The 16,558-nt window shown below is 69.3% G+C and carries 18 protein-coding genes; 6 read left to right on the top strand and 12 right to left on the bottom strand.

All coding sequences use genetic code 11. The features are described from left to right. Positions 1-109 precede the first annotated feature (109 nt). On the bottom strand, positions 110-1,270 hold the full coding sequence (gene hemW, locus GDR74_RS15960; RefSeq protein WP_152587220.1) for a radical SAM family heme chaperone HemW: 1,161 nt from the start codon (positions 1,268-1,270) through the stop codon (positions 110-112). Positions 1,271-1,443: 173 nt separating this feature from the next. Between hemW and GDR74_RS15965 the strand changes: the two genes are divergently transcribed. Next, positions 1,444-2,124, top strand: coding sequence for a TetR/AcrR family transcriptional regulator (locus tag GDR74_RS15965; protein ID WP_152587221.1), 681 nt, complete (start codon positions 1,444-1,446; stop codon positions 2,122-2,124). Positions 2,125-2,439: 315 nt separating this feature from the next. Continuing rightward, positions 2,440-2,970 carry a DUF2852 domain-containing protein gene (locus tag GDR74_RS15970; protein WP_152587222.1) on the top strand — a complete coding sequence of 177 codons (531 nt, stop codon included), beginning with the start codon at positions 2,440-2,442 and terminating at the stop codon, positions 2,968-2,970. A 147-nt stretch (positions 2,971-3,117) separates the two neighbouring features. On the opposite strand, the gene GDR74_RS15975 is transcribed toward GDR74_RS15970, so the two are convergent. After that, the gene (locus tag GDR74_RS15975; RefSeq protein ID WP_152587223.1) at positions 3,118-3,762 is read right to left on the bottom strand and encodes a non-canonical purine NTP pyrophosphatase; all 645 of its coding nucleotides are present in this window, start codon (positions 3,760-3,762) and stop codon (positions 3,118-3,120) included. A 40-nt stretch (positions 3,763-3,802) separates the two neighbouring features. Further along, the gene (gene rph / locus GDR74_RS15980; RefSeq protein ID WP_152587224.1) at positions 3,803-4,516 is read right to left on the bottom strand and encodes a ribonuclease PH; all 714 of its coding nucleotides are present in this window, start codon (positions 4,514-4,516) and stop codon (positions 3,803-3,805) included. Between the two features lie 227 nt (positions 4,517-4,743). Between rph and hrcA the strand changes: the two genes are divergently transcribed. Further along, positions 4,744-5,790 carry a heat-inducible transcriptional repressor HrcA gene (gene hrcA / locus GDR74_RS15985; protein ID WP_246179675.1) on the top strand — a complete coding sequence of 349 codons (1,047 nt, stop codon included), beginning with the start codon at positions 4,744-4,746 and terminating at the stop codon, positions 5,788-5,790. A 38-nt stretch (positions 5,791-5,828) separates the two neighbouring features. Here hrcA and GDR74_RS15990 read toward each other — a convergent pair whose 3' ends face one another. Next, entirely contained in the window at positions 5,829-6,323 is a 495-nt protein-coding gene (locus GDR74_RS15990) for a GNAT family N-acetyltransferase (protein ID WP_152587225.1), read from the bottom strand. Between the two features lie 242 nt (positions 6,324-6,565). Here GDR74_RS15990 and lepA point away from each other — a divergent pair, with 242 nt between their 5' ends. Further along, positions 6,566-8,371: a translation elongation factor 4 gene (gene lepA / locus GDR74_RS15995; protein ID WP_152587226.1), complete on the top strand. Its 1,806-nt coding sequence runs from the start codon at positions 6,566-6,568 to the stop codon at positions 8,369-8,371. Between the two features lie 47 nt (positions 8,372-8,418). Here the strand turns inward: lepA and GDR74_RS16000 are convergent, their stop codons facing one another. Both GDR74_RS16000 and GDR74_RS16005 read right to left on the bottom strand, forming a co-directional pair. Beyond that, the gene (locus GDR74_RS16000; RefSeq protein WP_152587227.1) at positions 8,419-8,691 is read right to left on the bottom strand and encodes a DUF6894 family protein; all 273 of its coding nucleotides are present in this window, start codon (positions 8,689-8,691) and stop codon (positions 8,419-8,421) included. Between the two features lie 25 nt (positions 8,692-8,716). Next, on the bottom strand, positions 8,717-9,325 hold the full coding sequence (locus GDR74_RS16005) for a PAS domain-containing protein (RefSeq protein WP_152587228.1): 609 nt from the start codon (positions 9,323-9,325) through the stop codon (positions 8,717-8,719). Positions 9,326-9,705: 380 nt separating this feature from the next. On the opposite strand from GDR74_RS16005, the gene GDR74_RS16010 reads away from it, so the two are divergent. Beyond that, positions 9,706-10,944 (top strand): MFS transporter, encoded by a 1,239-nt coding sequence (locus GDR74_RS16010; RefSeq protein ID WP_152587229.1) that lies wholly within the window; start codon positions 9,706-9,708, stop codon positions 10,942-10,944. A 16-nt stretch (positions 10,945-10,960) separates the two neighbouring features. Here the strand turns inward: GDR74_RS16010 and arsC are convergent, their stop codons facing one another. Together arsC and GDR74_RS16020 are read right to left on the bottom strand one after the other, a co-directional pair. Continuing rightward, the gene (gene arsC, locus GDR74_RS16015; RefSeq protein WP_152587230.1) at positions 10,961-11,389 is read right to left on the bottom strand and encodes an arsenate reductase (glutaredoxin); all 429 of its coding nucleotides are present in this window, start codon (positions 11,387-11,389) and stop codon (positions 10,961-10,963) included. A gap of 78 nt (positions 11,390-11,467) precedes the next feature. Beyond that, positions 11,468-12,106 carry a hypothetical protein gene (locus GDR74_RS16020; RefSeq protein ID WP_152587231.1) on the bottom strand — a complete coding sequence of 213 codons (639 nt, stop codon included), beginning with the start codon at positions 12,104-12,106 and terminating at the stop codon, positions 11,468-11,470. Positions 12,107-12,259: 153 nt separating this feature from the next. Here GDR74_RS16020 and GDR74_RS16025 point away from each other — a divergent pair, with 153 nt between their 5' ends. Continuing rightward, a complete protein-coding gene (locus GDR74_RS16025; RefSeq protein ID WP_152587232.1) occupies positions 12,260-13,096 on the top strand; it encodes a lytic murein transglycosylase in 837 nt (278 codons plus the stop codon). 52 nt (positions 13,097-13,148) lie between these two features. Here the strand turns inward: GDR74_RS16025 and GDR74_RS16030 are convergent, their stop codons facing one another. The 4 genes from GDR74_RS16030 to GDR74_RS16045 all read right to left on the bottom strand — a co-directional run bounded on the left by GDR74_RS16030 (position 13,149) and on the right by GDR74_RS16045 (position 16,554). Next, positions 13,149-14,237, bottom strand: coding sequence for a TRAP transporter substrate-binding protein (locus GDR74_RS16030; protein ID WP_152587233.1), 1,089 nt, complete (start codon positions 14,235-14,237; stop codon positions 13,149-13,151). A 178-nt stretch (positions 14,238-14,415) separates the two neighbouring features. Further along, positions 14,416-14,589 carry a DUF1328 domain-containing protein gene (locus tag GDR74_RS16035; protein ID WP_152587234.1) on the bottom strand — a complete coding sequence of 58 codons (174 nt, stop codon included), beginning with the start codon at positions 14,587-14,589 and terminating at the stop codon, positions 14,416-14,418. An 85-nt stretch (positions 14,590-14,674) separates the two neighbouring features. After that, complete coding sequence (locus GDR74_RS16040; protein ID WP_152587235.1) at positions 14,675-15,040, bottom strand: response regulator; 366 nt, start codon at positions 15,038-15,040, stop codon at positions 14,675-14,677. Then, complete coding sequence (locus GDR74_RS16045) at positions 15,037-16,554, bottom strand: RAD55 family ATPase (RefSeq protein ID WP_152587236.1); 1,518 nt, start codon at positions 16,552-16,554, stop codon at positions 15,037-15,039. Before GDR74_RS16045 ends, GDR74_RS16040 begins: the two co-directional genes overlap by 4 nt. Between the last annotated feature and the right edge of the window lie 4 nt (positions 16,555-16,558).

Raw genomic sequence — 16,558 nt, forward strand, 5'->3', positions numbered from 1 at the left:
GGCGCAGCCGTTCCGGGACCTGCCGCCATTCGGGTGCGTCCCCGAATGACGGTCTCCGTCCTCGTCCTGAGGAGGTGCCCTTGCCCTGGACTAACGGCAGAGGCTTCTGTCAGGCCGCCAGCTCCGCGATCACCGCGTTCAGCACCGGAAAGCCTTCGCGGGTGACGCGCAGGCGGTCGCCCTCGCGGCGCACGAGGCCTTCCTCCTCCAGGTTGCGCACGCGCCTCTCGTCGAGGGAGCGGCCGGTGAACGCCTCGTAGCGGCGCGGGTCGATGCCCTCCTTGAGGCGAAGCCCCATGAGGAGGAATTCGTCCCCCTCGGCGTCCGCCGTCAGGATCTCCTCCTCCACCACGCCGTGCCCGTCGCGCTCGACGCGCTCCGCCCAGGTCTCGGGATGCTTCTCCGTCGCAGTGGCGATGCGGGCGTTGCCGGTGACGAGGCGGCCATGGGCGCCGGGGCCGATGCCCGCATATTCGCCGTAGCGCCAGTAGAGCAGGTTGTGGCGCGATTCCGCCCCCGGGCGGGCATGGTTGGAGATCTCGTAGGCGGGCAGCCCATGGGCCTCGCAGACCTCCTGCGTCACGTCGTAGAGGGCGCGCGCCGTGTCCTCGTCCGGCACGGCGATCTTGCCCGCAGCGAACAGGCGCTCGAACCAGGTGCCGGGCTCGATGGTGAGCTGGTAGAGGGAGAGGTGCTCCACCGCGTGGCCGATGGCCTCCCTCAGCTCCGCCGCCCAGGCCTCCGGCGTCTGGCCGGGCCGGGCATAGATGAGGTCGAAGGAGTAGCGCTCGAAGATCGACGCGGCGACCTTCACGGCGGCGAGGGCCTCCGCCACGCTGTGCATGCGGCCGAGGCGCCTGAGATCGGGGTCGTTGAGGGCCTGCACGCCCAGGGAGACCCGGTTGATCCCGGCGTCCCGGTAGCCCCTGAAGCGCTCCGCCTCCACGCTGGTCGGATTGGCCTCGAGGGTGACCTCCGCCCCCGGGTCCACGGCCCAGGCGCCGCCGATGGCGTCGAGGATCGCGCCCACGGTCTGCGGCCGCATGAGCGAGGGCGTCCCGCCGCCGAAGAAGATGCTGGTGACCGTGCGCCCCGGAATCCGCGCCGCCGTATGGGCGATCTCGCGCCGGAAGGCGGCCACGAACCGCTCCTGGTCCACGGGGCTGTGGCGGACGTGGCTGTTGAAGTCGCAATAGGGGCACTTGGAGGCGCAGAAGGGCCAGTGGACGTAAACGCCGAAGCCTACGTCGCGCGTCGGATGGTCGATCATGGCCGGGTTATGGCACCTCGCGCCCCTTCCGTCACGCACCGGCTTGCCGCACGCGGAAAAGCGGGGCACAGGGGCAACCATTCGGGACGGAGGCTGTTCACCCTTGAGGTTCTCCGCTGGCCTCCCCGCTCCCGAGGGCTTAGGCTGGCGGCGGAGAGAGTACGGGTTTCGGCATGCGGCACTGGCGCGGTCCCTTCGACAGGCAGGGCTACCACCACGGCAACCTCAAGGAAGCGCTCATCGAGGCGGCGCAGCGCTTCATCGCGGAGCGGGGCCTGGGCGGCTTCACCCTGGCGGACGCCGCCAAGCTGGTGGGTGTGACCCCGGCGGCGCTCTACCGCCATTTCCGGGGCCGCGACGCCCTGGTGGCCGAGGTGGCCTTCCGGGGCTACACCCAGCTCGCGGAGCGGCTCGGGCGCGCCCTGACGAGCGCGGGCACGCCGCTCGAGCGCTTCACCCGGATGGGAGAGGCCTACCTCGCCTTCGCGGAGCAGGAGCCGGGCTTCTATGCGGCGATGTTCTCGCCCCGCCCGGCCGATTCGGAGCCCTGCGGGCCGCCCTGGGCCCGGGGCGCCAAGCCATCCGGCGAGACGGCGGGCGCCGGGGGCGCAGGCCAGGGCGACGCCTTCACTTTCCTCGTCCGCGCCCTGTCCGAGACCTTCCCCGAAGGGTTCGGAGACGTGGACGTGCGCTTCATCGCCATCGAGGTCTGGGCCCTCTCCCACGGCATCGCCACCCTCGACGCGGCGGGCCAGCTCCCCAAGGGTCCCGGCCTGCCGGACAAGTACGAGCTCCTGCGGGCAGGCGTCCTCGCCCTCGTCCACGGGGCGATCAAGGGCAAGGCCGCCTCCTGAGCCGTCCCCGCCGCGGATCCCCGGCCCCCGCCCTGGCAAAGAAGCGCCTCCTCCTTCAACAAGAATCCCTCGGCCAAGAACCCACCAAGCCCGCATCCATAGGTCCGGAGCCGGCTCCGCCCGGTCCCGGCCCCGTCTCCTGCCCTGCAGGGGCGCTGGGCCTCCGGACGGCCGCACGGGAAGGATGCTGGAGCGGCGGACGCGGCCGAGCGGCGCCGGCTCCGGAATATTTGGGCTTCCCGGTCCGACGGCCCTTGAAAGCGCCTGAATCCATGTGCATGTTAATGTTGTTAGCATTAACATGCGGGAACTGCGATGTCTGACTCTGCTTCCTCCGCCTGGAACCCGGGCTCCGGCTTTCCAGGCTCGGGTCCGTCCGGACCCGGCTCCTCCGGGCCCTGGAACAACGGCGCCTACCGTCACCGCCGCTGCGGGCGTCCGCCCCGCCGCGCGCTGGAGATCGCCGGCATCGTCCTGGCCTTCATCTGGTTCTGGCCCTTCGCGGTCGCTTATCTGGTGTGGAAAGTCATGGGATATCCAAAATACGACGAGGCGAAGGCCTTCTTCCGCGAGAATTTCGGGCGTCCGCTCGACGACCTGTTCGCCTATCGCCGCCCGGCCGGCGGCTTCGGCACGGGCACGGGCAACGCGGCCTTCGACGAGTATCGCCGCCGCGAGCTGGAGCGTCTCGAAGAGGAGCGCCGCCGGCTCGACGAGGAAGCGCGGGAGTTCCGCGAATTCGTCGAGGAGCTGAAGCGCGCGAAGGACCGCGAGGAGTTCGACGCCTTCATGGCCCGGCGCCGCGCCGACAAGGGCGGCCAGGCGAGCGGCCAAGCGGGCGGCTGAGGCGAACGGCTGAGGCCGCAGGCGTCCCGGCCCGGCGGCCTGCCGGACCGCCCCCTCCGCCGCATGGGCGGCCGGGTTCCGGGACGAAGGCCGGAAACCGACAGGGTCTCCGGCGGGCGGGGCGCCTCTGGGCGCCCCGTTGCCGTTTCAGGCCCTCTTCAGGCAGCCGGCGGCGAGCTTCACGAAGGCCCGCGCCCGGTGCGAGAGCGCCCTCGGCTCCGGCAGCGACCAGTCGATGCCATGCTTTTCCTCCGACGACAGCTCGCCGAAGGTTTGCGCCAGACCGTCCGGCTGGAACATGGGATCGTAGCCGAAGCCCCGGTCGCCGCGCGGCGGCCAGACCACCTTGCCGTGGACGCGGCCCTCGAACAGCTCCTCATGCCCGTCGGGCCATGCGATCACGAGCGCCGACACGAAATGCGCCCGGCGGTCGCCCTCCGCCGTGACGCCCCGCTTCCGCAGCTCGTTCTCGACCCGCTGCATGGCCGCCCGAAAGTCCTTGTTCGGCCCCGCCCAGTCGGCCGTGAAGAGGCCGGGCGCGCCGTCGAGGGCGTCGACGCACAGGCCGGAATCGTCGGAGAGGGCCGGAAGCCCCGTCGCTCTGGCCGCCGCGTGGGCCTTGATGGCCGCGTTCTCCGCGAACATGTGGCCGGTCTCCGCCGGAACGGGCAGCCCCAGCTCCCCCGCCGAGACGGCCTCCACTCCGAAAGGCGCGAACAGCTCCTGCATTTCGCGCAGCTTGCCGGGATTGTGGGTGGCGATCACGAGCCTTCCGGAGAGGGGACGGGGCATGTCATGGACCTCCATTCGGGCGATGCGGGACGAGGCCGCGTCAGGCCACGGCCTTCCTCTGCAGCTCGACGAGCTGCGCGACCCCGGCCTTGGCGAGGCGCAGGAGGCTGAAGAACTCCTCCTCCGAGAACGGCTTTCCCTCCGCCGTGCCCTGGACCTCGACGAGCCCGCCGGACCCGGTGATGACGAAGTTGGCGTCGGTTTCCGCCGCGGAGTCCTCCGCGTAATCGAGGTCGAGCACCGGCGTGCCCTGGTAGATGCCGCAGGAGATGGCCGCCACCGGCTCGCGGAGCGGGTTGATCGAGATGATCGAGCGGCTCTGCATCCAGGTGAAGCAGTCGTGCAGGGCGACCCAGGCGCCGGTGATGGAGGCGGTGCGGGTGCCGCCGTCCGCCTGGATCACGTCGCAGTCGATCACGATCTGCCGCTCGCCGATGGCGGGAAGGTTCACCACGGCGCGCAGGGAGCGGCCGATGAGGCGCTGGATCTCCTGCGTGCGGCCGGACGGCCTGCCGGCGGTGACCTCCCGGCGCGTGCGCTCGTGGGTGGCGCGGGGCAGCATGGCGTATTCGGCGGTGATCCAGCCCTTGCCGGAGCCGCGCAGCCACGGCGGGCCCTTCTCCTCGAGGGAGGCGGTGCACAGCACCTTGGTGTTGCCGAAGGAGACGAGGCAGGAGCCTTCCGCATAGCGCGCGACGCCACGCTCCAGGCTGACGGGGCGCAGTTCGTCGGGGGCACGTTGGGAAGGGCGCATCGCTGGTCGGTCTCCATGGGACTGTGAAGCTCCGGTGGTCTTATCGGTCCTCGCGCACGACGGCAAGGAGAGCGGCGCCCGTCATCTTCGGCAGTCCTTGCGACAAGCCTTGCGTTTGGCCCCGGCACTCTTCACATAATGAGGTTACAGCACGGACGAACCGAGGTTTGAGCGCCCCTTCGATGAACCGGCAGAGCCCATCCGCACCGTTCGGCGAGATCCGCGCCATGGCCGAACTGAACGACCGCTCGCGGGAGATCTTCCGACAGATCGTCGAGAGCTATCTCGCCACGGGCGAGCCGGTCGGCTCGCGCAACCTGTCGCGCCTCCTGCCGATGACGCTCTCCCCCGCCTCGATCCGCAACGTGATGGCGGACCTGGAGGCGGCGGGCCTGATCTTCGCGCCCCATACCAGCGCCGGCCGCCTGCCGACCGAGATGGGCCTGCGCTTCTTCGTCGACGCCATGCTGGAGATCGGCGACGTGGGCCTGGAGGAGCGCGCCCGCATCGAGGCGCAGATGAAGGCGGCCGCCTCCGGCCACACGCTGGAGACGGCGCTCGCCGAGGCCTCGGCGCTCCTCTCGGGCATGTCGCGCGGCGCGGGCGTGGTCGTCACGTCCAAGTCGAACGCGCGCCTCAGGCACATCGAGTTCGTGCGGCTCGACCCGGCCCGCGCCCTCGTCGTGCTGGTGGGCGAGGACGGCTCGGTCGAGAACCGCCTGCTCGACCTGCCCGCGGGCCTGCCCGCCAGCGCCCTCACGGAGGCGGGCAACTTCCTGAACGCCCGCATCCGCGGCAAGACCCTCGCCGACCTCAAGCAGGAGATCGCCGCCCGCCGCAGCGACATGGAGCGCGAGCTCGACGCGCTCACCGCCCGGCTGGTCGAGGCGGGGCTCGCCACCACCGTCGGCGCGGCGGACACCCGCCAGCTCATCGTGCGCGGGCAGGCCAACCTGCTGGAGGACCTGAAGGCCGCCGAGGACCTCGAGCGCATCCGCCTGCTGTTCGAGGACCTGGAAACCCAGACCGACGTGATCGACCTGCTCACCCGGGCCGAGAACGGCGAGGGCGTGCGCATCTTCATCGGTTCGGAGAACAAGCTCTTCTCTCTCTCCGGCTCGTCGATGATCGCGGCCCCGTTCCGGGACGGAAGCCAGAAGATCGTCGGCGTGCTCGGCGTCATCGGCCCGACTCGGCTCAACTACGCGCGCATCGTGCCGATGGTGGACTACACGGCGCGGGTCATCTCCCGGATCCTGGAGAAGGGCCGCTGAGGAGGCCGCCGCTCCGCGCGGCGCAGGCCCGGCGGCGCTCACAGCATCAGCTGCATCAGCAGGAGGTCGAGGGGGCGGCCGAACTTCCAGCCGACCTCCCTCAGGCGCCCGGCCTCCACGAAGCCGAGGCCGGCATGCAGGCGCACGGACGCCTCGTTGGGCAGGCCGATGCCGGCGACCATCACGTGCCGGCCCTGGGCCTTCGCTTCCGCGATCAGGGCCCGCATGAGGGCGCGGGCGATCCCGCGCCCCTGCCGGTCCTGCCGCACATAGATCGAGTTCTCGACGGTGCGGTCGTAACCCTCCCCCGTCCGGAACGGCCCGTAGGACGCATATCCCACCGCCTCGCCGCCCTCGTCGGCCACCAGGACGGGAAACCCCATCGCCAGGCGCCCTTCGAACCAGGCCTTGCGCTCGGCGAGATCCGCCGGCTGGAGCCGCCAGATCGACAGGGTGTTGAGGATGTGGTGGTTGTGAAGGGCGAGGATGGCCGGAAGATCGGCCTCCCCGGCGGGCCTGACTGTCGTCGTCATGGATCGCGGCTCCCGGTCGGGCCGGGGCAAGGCGCCCGGCCCTGGACCGTCTCCTTCTACCATTCCCGTCCGCCCCCGGCCCGGCGCTGGGTCGGGGGCGGCGCCTCATTTTTGGGCATTCCCGCCCAAATATCGGCGTTCCGCCCCTCTCCGGCCCGCCGCGCGACACCGACTTCCCTTGGCTTTGAGGGGCGGGGCTGCTAAGGCCCTGCCGAACCAGACTGGCGCTTTCGCAACCTTAGATGACCGCACGCACCTTCGATCACATCCGCAACTTCTCCATCGTGGCCCACATCGACCACGGGAAGTCGACGCTCGCCGACCGTCTGATCCAGACCACGGGCGCCCTTTCCGCACGGGAAATGACGGAGCAGGTGCTCGACAACATGGACATCGAGCGGGAGCGCGGCATCACCATCAAGGCCCAGACCGTGCGCCTGGAATACAAGGCGCAGGACGGCAAGACCTACATCCTCAACCTGATGGACACGCCCGGCCACGTGGACTTCGCCTACGAGGTCTCCCGGTCCCTCGCCGCCTGCGAGGGCTCCCTCCTCGTCGTGGACGCCAGCCAGGGCGTGGAGGCGCAGACGCTCGCCAACGTCTACCAGGCCATCGACGCCAACCACGAGATCGTCCCGGTCCTCAACAAGATCGACCTGCCCGCCGCCGATCCGGACAGGATCAAGGAGCAGATCGAGGAGGTGATCGGCATCGACGCGTCCGACGCGGTGCCGATCTCGGCCAAGACCGGGCTCAACATCGAGGGCGTGCTGGAGGCGATCGTCACCAAGCTGCCGCCGCCCAGGGGCGACGAGGAAGCGCCCCTCAAGGCCCTGCTCGTCGATTCCTGGTACGACGCCTATCTCGGCGTCGTCGTGCTCGTGCGCATCGTCGACGGCGTGCTGAAGAAGGGCATGACGATCCGGATGATGGGCACCGGCGCCACCTATGGCGTCGACAGGATCGGCGTGTTCCGCCCCAAGATGCAGGACGTGGCCCAGCTCGGCCCCGGCGAGGTCGGCTTCCTCACCGCCTCCATCAAGGAGGTGGCGGACACCCGCGTCGGCGACACCATCACCGAGGACCGCCGGCCGACCGCCGAGCCCCTGCCCGGCTTCAAGCCGGTGCAGCCCGTGGTGTTCTGCGGCCTGTTCCCGGTGGACGCGGCGGAGTTCGAGAACCTGCGCGCCGCCATGGGCAAGCTGCGCCTGAACGACGCCAGCTTCTCCTACGAGATGGAGACCTCGGCGGCGCTGGGCTTCGGCTTCCGCTGCGGCTTCCTCGGGCTCCTGCACCTCGAGATCATCCAGGAGCGCCTGGAGCGCGAGTTCAACCTCGACCTCATCTCCACCGCGCCGAGCGTGGTCTACCGGCTGCGCATGACCGACGGCTCGGTGAAGGAGCTGCACAACCCGGCCGACATGCCGGACGTGATGAAGATCGACGCCATCGAGGAGCCGTGGATCCGCGCCACGATCCTGACGCCGGACGACTATCTCGGCTCCGTGCTCAAGCTCTGCCAGGACCGGCGCGGCATCCAGATCGACCTGAACTATGTCGGCAAGCGGGCCATGGTGGTCTACGACCTGCCCCTCAACGAGGTGGTGTTCGACTTCTACGACCGGCTCAAGTCGATCTCGAAGGGCTACGCCTCCTTCGACTATCACATCTCCGACTACCGCGAGGGCGACCTGGTGAAGATGTCGATCCTCGTCAACGGCGAGCCGGTGGACGCGCTCTCCATGCTCGTGCACCGCACCCGGGCGGAGAGCCGCGGCCGCGCCATGTGCGAGAAGCTGAAGGACCTCATCCCCCAGCACCTGTTCCAGATCCCGATCCAGGCGGCCATCGGCGGCAAGATCATCGCCCGCGAGACCATCCGCGCCCTGCGCAAGGACGTGACCGCGAAGTGCTACGGCGGCGACGCCTCGCGCAAGCGCAAGCTCCTCGACAAGCAGAAGGAGGGCAAGAAGCGGATGCGCCAGTTCGGCAAGGTGGAGATCCCGCAGGAAGCCTTCATCGCCGCCCTCAAGATGGACAGCTGACGGACCGCCGCGGGCGCCCCGTTTCCCCGTCCGGAGCGGCCTTTCCGCTACTGCAGAAGGTCGAAGGGATTGTCGAGGCCGTCGATGCGGGGCGCCTCCATCACGTCCTCGAGGGACATGGACAGGAGGACGCGGCCTGCCGGATCGACCACGTCGAGAGCCCAGCCCTCCAGATCGAAATCGGCGGCATTGCGGTCGAGGAAGGTTTCGCGGATCGCGTTGACGGCCTCCCCGTGGGCCTGGTCGAGGCTTGCGACCTCGACCCCGTCCAGGTCGGTAAAATAGCTCTCACCATTCGACAGATTGAAATAGCAACGCATCGAACACCTCGATCGGGATACGTACCTACGGTGGGGAGCGCCTGAGCCCCCGCGGCTCCGCCCGCTCCTGCGCCTTCCCGCCCGGCCGGCCCGGGACCGCGAGGGCCCGCAGGTCGACGAGCACGCTCACGGCGCCGACGAGCGCGTCGGCGGCGTTCCGCAGCGGGGTCGTGAAGGGCAGGACGCGCACCCGCGTGCCGTCCGGCCGCTCCATCACGACCTCGACGTTGCGGATCTCGCGGTTCTCGCGCAGCGCCACCGCCATCGGGCTCTGCCCGTGCGGGAGCGGCGAACCGTCCGGCCGGAACAGGCGCCATGCCCCGCTCCACCGGTCCCGCCCGAGAGCGGGTCTCCTCCCCCAAAGCGACACCGCTGCCTCGTTATAGAAGACGATGAAGCCCTCCGCGTCGGTCGCATAGACGGACATCGGCAGCGCTTCGAGAAGCGTGGCGCCGTCGGGCTCGAAGAACGCCGAGGTCCTGAAGCATTGCGCGATGCGCCGAAGCCCGGCGAGCCTGCGCGCGAGATCGGGGTCTTGCCGTCGGTGCAAGACGAGGTTGAGCAGCACCTGCCGGACGTGCCGGCGAACGGCGTGGGATTGCGCTGCGGCGCTCCTGTCGACTTCTGCGTCCATCAGCCACCTCCTTCGGCATAAGGCCGGGCGCACTGATACGCTCACAACATACGCAGACGATAAACTCGGCCGTCAGGACGAGGGCGCGGATTAGCGGGCTGGACTGTGGCGACATCATGGCTGGAGCGGCGGCATCCGCCTCCCTCTTTTGCGCCGTATCGCCTATCCGCATTTGCCCTTTTCACGCACGGCACGGCGCGCGGAACCGACCCTGCGGGGACGAGTTCACCCCTGGAACCGCGCGCTCGCACTCCGCCGGTCCCGCAAGGCGGGACCGCCCTCCCGCGTCTCGAACCCGGCCGGAGGGATCGACCATCGGAAATCCGCACCCGACGCGAACTGCCATGACAGTGACTTCCATTCCTTCCGAAGGACGTTCCATGTCCGCTTCCCTGCGCAGCGTCCTCCCCACCCTGCTCGCGCTGCTCCTCGGCTACGGCCTCATGCAGATGGGCAACACCCTGCAGGGGACGCTCCTGAGCATCCGCGGAAGCCTCGAGGGATTCTCGCCCACGGCCATCGGCGCGGTGGGCGCCGCCTTCTGGGCGGGCATCGTGTTCGGCTCGCTTTGGGCGGGACGCGTGATCGCGCTGGTGGGACACACCCGCACCTTCGCGGCGCTTGCCGCGGTCGCCTCCTTCACGGCGCTGCTTCACCTCCTCGTCGTCCATCCGGTGGTGTGGATCGCCGCACGGGCCCTGACCGGCTTCTGCTTCGCCGGGCTCTTCATGGTGGTGGAGAGCTGGCTCAACGGCTCCGCGAGCGGAAGGACGCGCGGCCAGATCCTCAGCCTCTACGGCATGACCGGCCTCGTCGCGGGAATCGGCGGGCAGCTTCTCCTGCCCGCAGGCGATCCGGCGGGCTTCCGCCTCTTCTGCGTCGTGTCGATGATCGTCTCCCTGGCGCTCGTGCCCACCGCCCTGTCCCGCGCGTCGGCTCCCGCCCTTGCGGCGGGCGAGACCGGAATCGACCTGCGCCGCCTCTACCGCCAGTCGCCCTTCGGCCTGGTGGCGGCCTTCCTCTGCGGAGTCACGAGCGCGTCCTTCTTCGCCCTCGGTCCCCTGTTCGCGCGGGAGGCGGGGCTCGACACGGGCGGCATCGCGGTCTTCATGGCCTGCGGAACGCTGGGCGGCTTCGCCATGACATGGCCGCTGGGCTGGCTCTCCGACCGGATGGACCGGCGCCTCGTGATCATCGCGGCGGCGGGCGCCGCGGCGGCGATCCTGCTCGCCCTCCTCACCTTCGTGCCCGACAGGCCTCCGGCCTGGGTGCTCTACATCTGCGTCGCGATCTTCGGCGGCAGCGTCATTCCCACCTACAGCATCGTCACCGCCCACGTGAACGACATGGTGAGGCCGGGCGAGTTCGTGGCCGCCTCCGGAGGGCTGCTGATCGTGCTCGGGACGGGTTCGACGGCGGGCCCCGTTCTCGCGGGCATGGCCATGTCGCAGTTCGGTCCGCGCGGCCTCGCCTACACGACCATCGTCGCCCAGGTCCTCATCGCGGCATGGGGCGTCTACCGCATCCGCCGGCGCGCCGCGCCGCCGGAAGCGCAGAAGGAATCCTTCACGCCGGAGCCCGCCGTGCCCGTGGGAACGGAGCTGGTGTCCCACCCATGACGCGCGCCGGATGCGCTCACGCCGTCGAGGCGCGCCGCCCCGCGGCGTCGATCACGATCTCGCCGCTCTCTTTCCTGAACTCGCCCTGCTGCGGCGCGGGCAGGATGTCGAGCACGGCCTCCGAAGGCCGGCACAGGCGGACGCCGAGGGGCGTCACCACGATCGGCCGCTCGATGAGGATGGGATGGGCCGTCATCGCGTCGAGGAGATCGTCGTCGGTGACGCCCGGGCGGTCGAGGCCGAGCTCCTGGAACGGCGTGCCCTTCCTGCGGACCAGATCGCGGACGGGAATCCCCATCCGGTGGACGAGCTGCCGCAGGAGCAGACGGGTCGGCGGGGACTTCAGGTACTGGATGATGTGCGGCTCGATGCCCGCGTTGCGGATGAGCCCGAGCGTGTTGCGCGAGGTGCCGCAATCGGGATTGTGATAGATGATGACGTCCATGGCGGTGTCCGGATGGATGACGGAGGATCGAAGCATCGCCCAAGATAGATCGGCGACGGCTTCCGGCAAACGCCGCGCTCAGCGCGCCGCCGCGCGGCACGCGCTCGCCGGCTCGCGCCGCAGGCCCGCGAGAGCCTCCGCTGCCAATGCTCCATAGACGGCCGGCGCATCGGCCCTGGCGAGGGACAGTTCGAGGAGCCATTCCTCGGAGAGAGGAACGATGACGGTATCCAGGGTCACCTCGCGGGAAGCGCCAGGGAGGTTGGCGTCCGTCCACGTGGCCGTCCAGCGCTTGGCGCCGGACGGCATGGGAACCAGAGTCGCCGACTGGGCAGGGCGGCCGAAGAGGCTCTCGTGATCCCGCTGCAGCAGCGCCGCATCGCGGCTCGCGAGATCCGGCTGCGGCATGTCCTCCACGTCGCGCGCCGGGCGCAGGACCGCCTCCAGGGCGGTGCCGTCCGGCGCGCTGAGAAGCGCATGCCCGTCGTCCTGCACCGTCACGCGCCAGACGCGCGGCAGGGCGAACGTCACGCAGAGATTCCCGATGCGGTGCGCGATGCGGGTGCGGTCCGCCAGGGGGTCGAACCGCGCGGAGACGGCCGGGCCCGAATCGCCCTGGAGCCGCAGGGACGCCTCTCCCGGCAGTACCGCCGCGCAGAGGAACACGGCGGCCAGGGCCGTCGCCTGAAACCGGGCCGGTGGCAACCGCAGCGGCATGGCAATCTCCGAACGAAAACGTGACGGAACCGTCATGACGGAAACGCCCGAGGGAGCGTCCGGTTGCGCAACCGTCCTCTTGAGTTGTCCCGATCAGGCCCTACGTCGCTGGAACCTTGGCAAAGCAAACTTGGCAAAATTTGGAGAAATGCGATGTCGGCCACGTTGCGCCTATCGATCCTCGTCGCAGGGCTTCTGGCGGCAGGGCACGTTTCCGCGGCCACCTGCCGCGACCCCGCCGGCTTCGAGAAGTGGCTCGGCGACATCCGCCAGGAGGCGATCCGGCAGGGAATATCGGCGGAGGCGGTGGAGGCGGGCCTCGCGGGAGTCACGTTCGATCCCGGCGTGATCCGCAAGGATCGCGGGCAGGGCGTCTTCAAGCAGAGCTTCGAGCAGTTCGCCGGGCGCATGGTTTCGCCCTACCGCCTGAAGACGGGCGCCGCGCTGCTGCGCAAGCATGCGGGCACGCTCGCGCGCATCGAGCAGCAGTTCGGCGTGCCGGGTCCGGTGCTGGTGGCGATCTGGGGGCTGGAGAGCGATTTCGGCGCGGTGAAGGGCAACATGGCCACCATCCGCTCCGTGGCGACCCTCGCCTATGACTGCCGCCGGACGGACATGTTCCAGGCCCAGCTCTTCGACGCCCTGCGGATCGTGGACCGGGGCGACCTGCGGCCAGGCGAGATGCGCGGCGCCTGGGCGGGCGAACTGGGACAGACCCAGTTCATGCCCTCGTCCTACGTGAAGTACGCCGTCGACTTCGACGGCGACGGCCGGGCGGACCTGCTCCACAGCCCGGCCGACGTGCTGGCCTCGACCGCCAACTACCTCAAGGGCCATGGCTGGGTGCGCGGCGCGGACTGGTCGCCCGGCGCACCCAACTTCGCGGTGCTGAAGGAATGGAACAAGTCGCAGGTCTATTCGCAGACCGTGGCCTATTTCGCCGGCAGGCTCGCCGGCCGTGACATGGCCGTCGAGGACGCGGGCCAATAGCGCAGGAGCGGCGGGCGCAGGCGCCCGCCGCCATGTCCCGCCCCTGCGAATCTCATCCCCGCGAGCGGGCGCGGATCATGAAGTTGTCGTAGGCGTATTCCGCCACCTGGAACCAGAGATATTCCTCGCCGCGGAAGGCCTTGTAGCTGTCGTAGAGCTTCTTGAAGGCCGGGTTCGAGGCGCTGAGCTCGTCGTAGATCTCATGGGCGGCCTTGTAGGCGGATTCCATGATCTCCTGCGGGAAGGGGCGCAGCTGCGCGCCCGCCCCGATCAGGCGGCGCAGGGCGGCCGGATTGCGGGCGTCGTACTTGGCCTGCGTGTCCACGTTGGCATAGCCCGCCGCGGCCTGCAGGGCGGCCTGATAGGACTTCGGCAGGGAGTTCCACTTCTCGAGGTTGATGAAGAAGTGGATGGCCGGGCCGCCCTCCCAGAAGCCGGGATAGTAATAGTAGGGCGCGACCTTGTTCAGGCCGAGCTTCTCGTCGTCGTAAGGCGCCACCCACTCGGCAGCGTCGATGGTGCCGCGCTCGAGCGACGGATAGAGATCCCCGCCCGCGATCTGCTGCGGCACGACCCCGAGCTTCGCCATGATCTGCCCGGCGAGGCCGGCGATGCGCATCTTGAGGCCGCTCAGGTCCTGGACCGTCTTGATCTCCTTGCGGAACCAGCCGCCCATCTGGGCGCCCGTGTTGCCGGCCGGCAGAGCGAAGAGGTTGTACCTGGCGTAGAACTCGTTCAGCAGCCCGTTGCCGTCGCCGTGGTAGAGCCAGGCGTTGGTCTGGCGCGAGTTGAGGCCGAAGGGCAGGTTCGTGCCGATGGCGAAGGTCGGGTCCTTGCCGACATAGTAGTAGGAGCAGGTGTGGGCCATCTCCACGGTGCCGTTGCCGACCGCGTCGGCCGCCTGCGGCGTGCCGACGATCTCGCCCGGTGCGAAGGGCTGGATCTGGAACTTGCCGTCCGTCGCCTCCGACACGTACTTCGCCAGCAGCTCGCCGCCGCCGAACAGGGTGTCGAGCGACTTCGGGAAGCCCGAGGTCAGCCGCCAGCGGATCTCGGGAGAAGACTGGGCAATCGCCGGCATGGCGACCGATCCGGCGGCCGCGCCCACCGTGGCGGCCTGGAGAAAAGTGCGACGCTTCATCGAGGACCCTTTCGGAACATGTTGCAGGCCCGCCCCGGCACGAAAAAACGTTGCGGGAAACGGGCACGAAACGCACGAGTTTGCCTTTTGGCGTCTTAGCGGGCGTCGCGGCAGGAAGCATGCCCCTGCAGAGCAGGGTCTTCATGCGTGCAGCGCATGAGTCCGAAGGCCGGCGAACCTAGAACATCATCTCCCCGGCGCTCCAGGCCAGGAGCAGGAGGATGAGGAAGAGGACGAGGAACAGGCCGAAGAGGACCTTCGCGATGGTCTTGGCGCCCGATGCGATGCCGGTGAAGCCGAGGGCGCCCGCCACGAGGGAGATGACGAGGAAGATCAGGGCCCATTTCAGCATCGCGTCGTCCTTCCGGAAAATGGTCGCTTCCCGGACATAAAGTCCGGGAACCGTACAGGTTCCATGCGGCGCGGGTCCGGACCGGCTAGGGATCCCGGCCGAGAGCCCCGTCGACCGCGGCGAGGACGGCGGCGATCCGGAAGGGCTTGCGCAGGAAGGAGCGGTAGCCGGCGCAGCGCTGCGCGACGGTCTCCTCCGGCAGGGAACTCATGAGGATGACCGGGATCGAGGCCGTCGCGGGATCGGCCTTGAGCGCGGCGAAGGTCGCCGGTCCGTCCAGGATCGGCATCATGAAATCGAGCATGATCAGGTCGGGACGCCACTCGCGAAGGCGCTCGAGACCCTGCTTGCCGTTGTTGGCGACGATGACGCGGTAGCCCTCGTCCGCCAGGAGCGCTTCGAGGACCTCGGCGATCGCCCATTCGTCGTCCACCACGAGAATGGTCTTCACGTGCCATCTCCCGAGGGCTTGTCGGGAGCGAAGGGCGCCGACGCGAAGGGCGCGGGAACCGCGCCCGTCTGCCGGATCAGCTCGTTCAGGATGAGGTCGGCCTGAACGGCATCGGCTTCGATCTCGATCCCCCGCCCGCCGATGTCGTAGCGGCGGAACTGCGGGCGCAGGGCGTTGTCGCGCGCCTTGAGGACCACGATGAGCCGGTGAATGTCGGCGCCGAGCGCCGCGAAGCGCATCACGACGATGTTCTCGGCAATGGGAGACAGGCCGAGGATCGGGAGGCTCGACAGGGGCTGTCCGGGCACGATGCCGTTGAAGTCGAGCTCGAAGGTTCCGAGCAGCGTCACCCCGAGGGCCCGGAACTCGTTCGCCAGCGCCGTGAGGGCCGCCCCGATGCGGCCCTGCTCGCCGGTCATCTGAACGAAATCGTTGACGCCATCGATGAAGACCCGCCTCACGTCGCGCTCGCGCACCCGCTCCAGCAGCCGGAGGCAGATCTCGTCGAAGTTGCCCTCCGTCGAGGGCTGCCAGAGAATCTCCACCTCGCCCCTCTCGTAGAGGTCGGCCACCGGAAGCCGGAGGTTCCGGGCCTTGAAGCGGATCGCTTCCGGATCCTCGTCGAAGCTCAGATACAGGCCCGGTTCGCGCGCGGCCCCGAGGAAGTGCTGCCCGACCGTGCTCTTGCCGCAGCCGGCGGAGCCCATGACCAGGGTCGCGGAATGCCTGTGCAGGCCGCCGCCGAGGAGTTCGTCGAGCACGGGAATGCCCGTGGACAGCTTCGGGCCGTCCGCGGCGATCTGCTGGCTGGGACTGGCGAGGAGGGCCTCGATGCGCGGCTGGACCGTGATACCGGCCTCCGACACCTGGAACGAGTGCACGCCCCGGATGAACCCGCCGCCCCGCATCTTGTGGACGAGCAGTTCGCGCTCGGAGCGGCGTTCCTGCATACGGATCCGCAACTCGATGAGACCGTCGACCATGGTATGCTCCGCTGACGCGAAACCCTGATCGGCGGCGGCGCTGGTCAGCAGGACCATGGTGCAGTCGGCAAGGTCGGCCTGGATCTGGAGTTCGTGAATGAACTTCTTGAACTCCCGAGGCGTGCCGGCGGTTTCCTCGGCGGAGACGAGACCGTCCAGGACCAGGAGGTCGACCTGCCGTGCGCGGATCTCCCGCCGCAGCGCCTCCGTCAGCCCCTTCAGGCCCTCGGTTTCGAGGATGCGGAAGGCGCTGAGATAGGACACGCCGTCCGGAATGGCCGCCTCGTCGAAGAAGGCGAGCTGGCCGATATGGGCGAGCATGCGGCCGTGCGTTTCCGCGAGCAGGGTCACGTAGAGCGCCCGCCCTCCCCTGGCGGCGTGGTTGAAGCAGAGCTGGTTGCCCAGGATCGTCTTGCCGGCCCCCGGCGTGCCCTGGACGATGTAGATCCCGCCGCGCAGGACTCCGCCTTCCAGGATCGTGTCCAGGCCCTTGATGCCGGTCGAGAGCTTTGCGATGCGCCTGTCGCTCACCGGT

The organism is Microvirga thermotolerans, assembly GCF_009363855.1.
Lineage (GTDB): Bacteria > Pseudomonadota > Alphaproteobacteria > Rhizobiales > Beijerinckiaceae > Microvirga > Microvirga thermotolerans.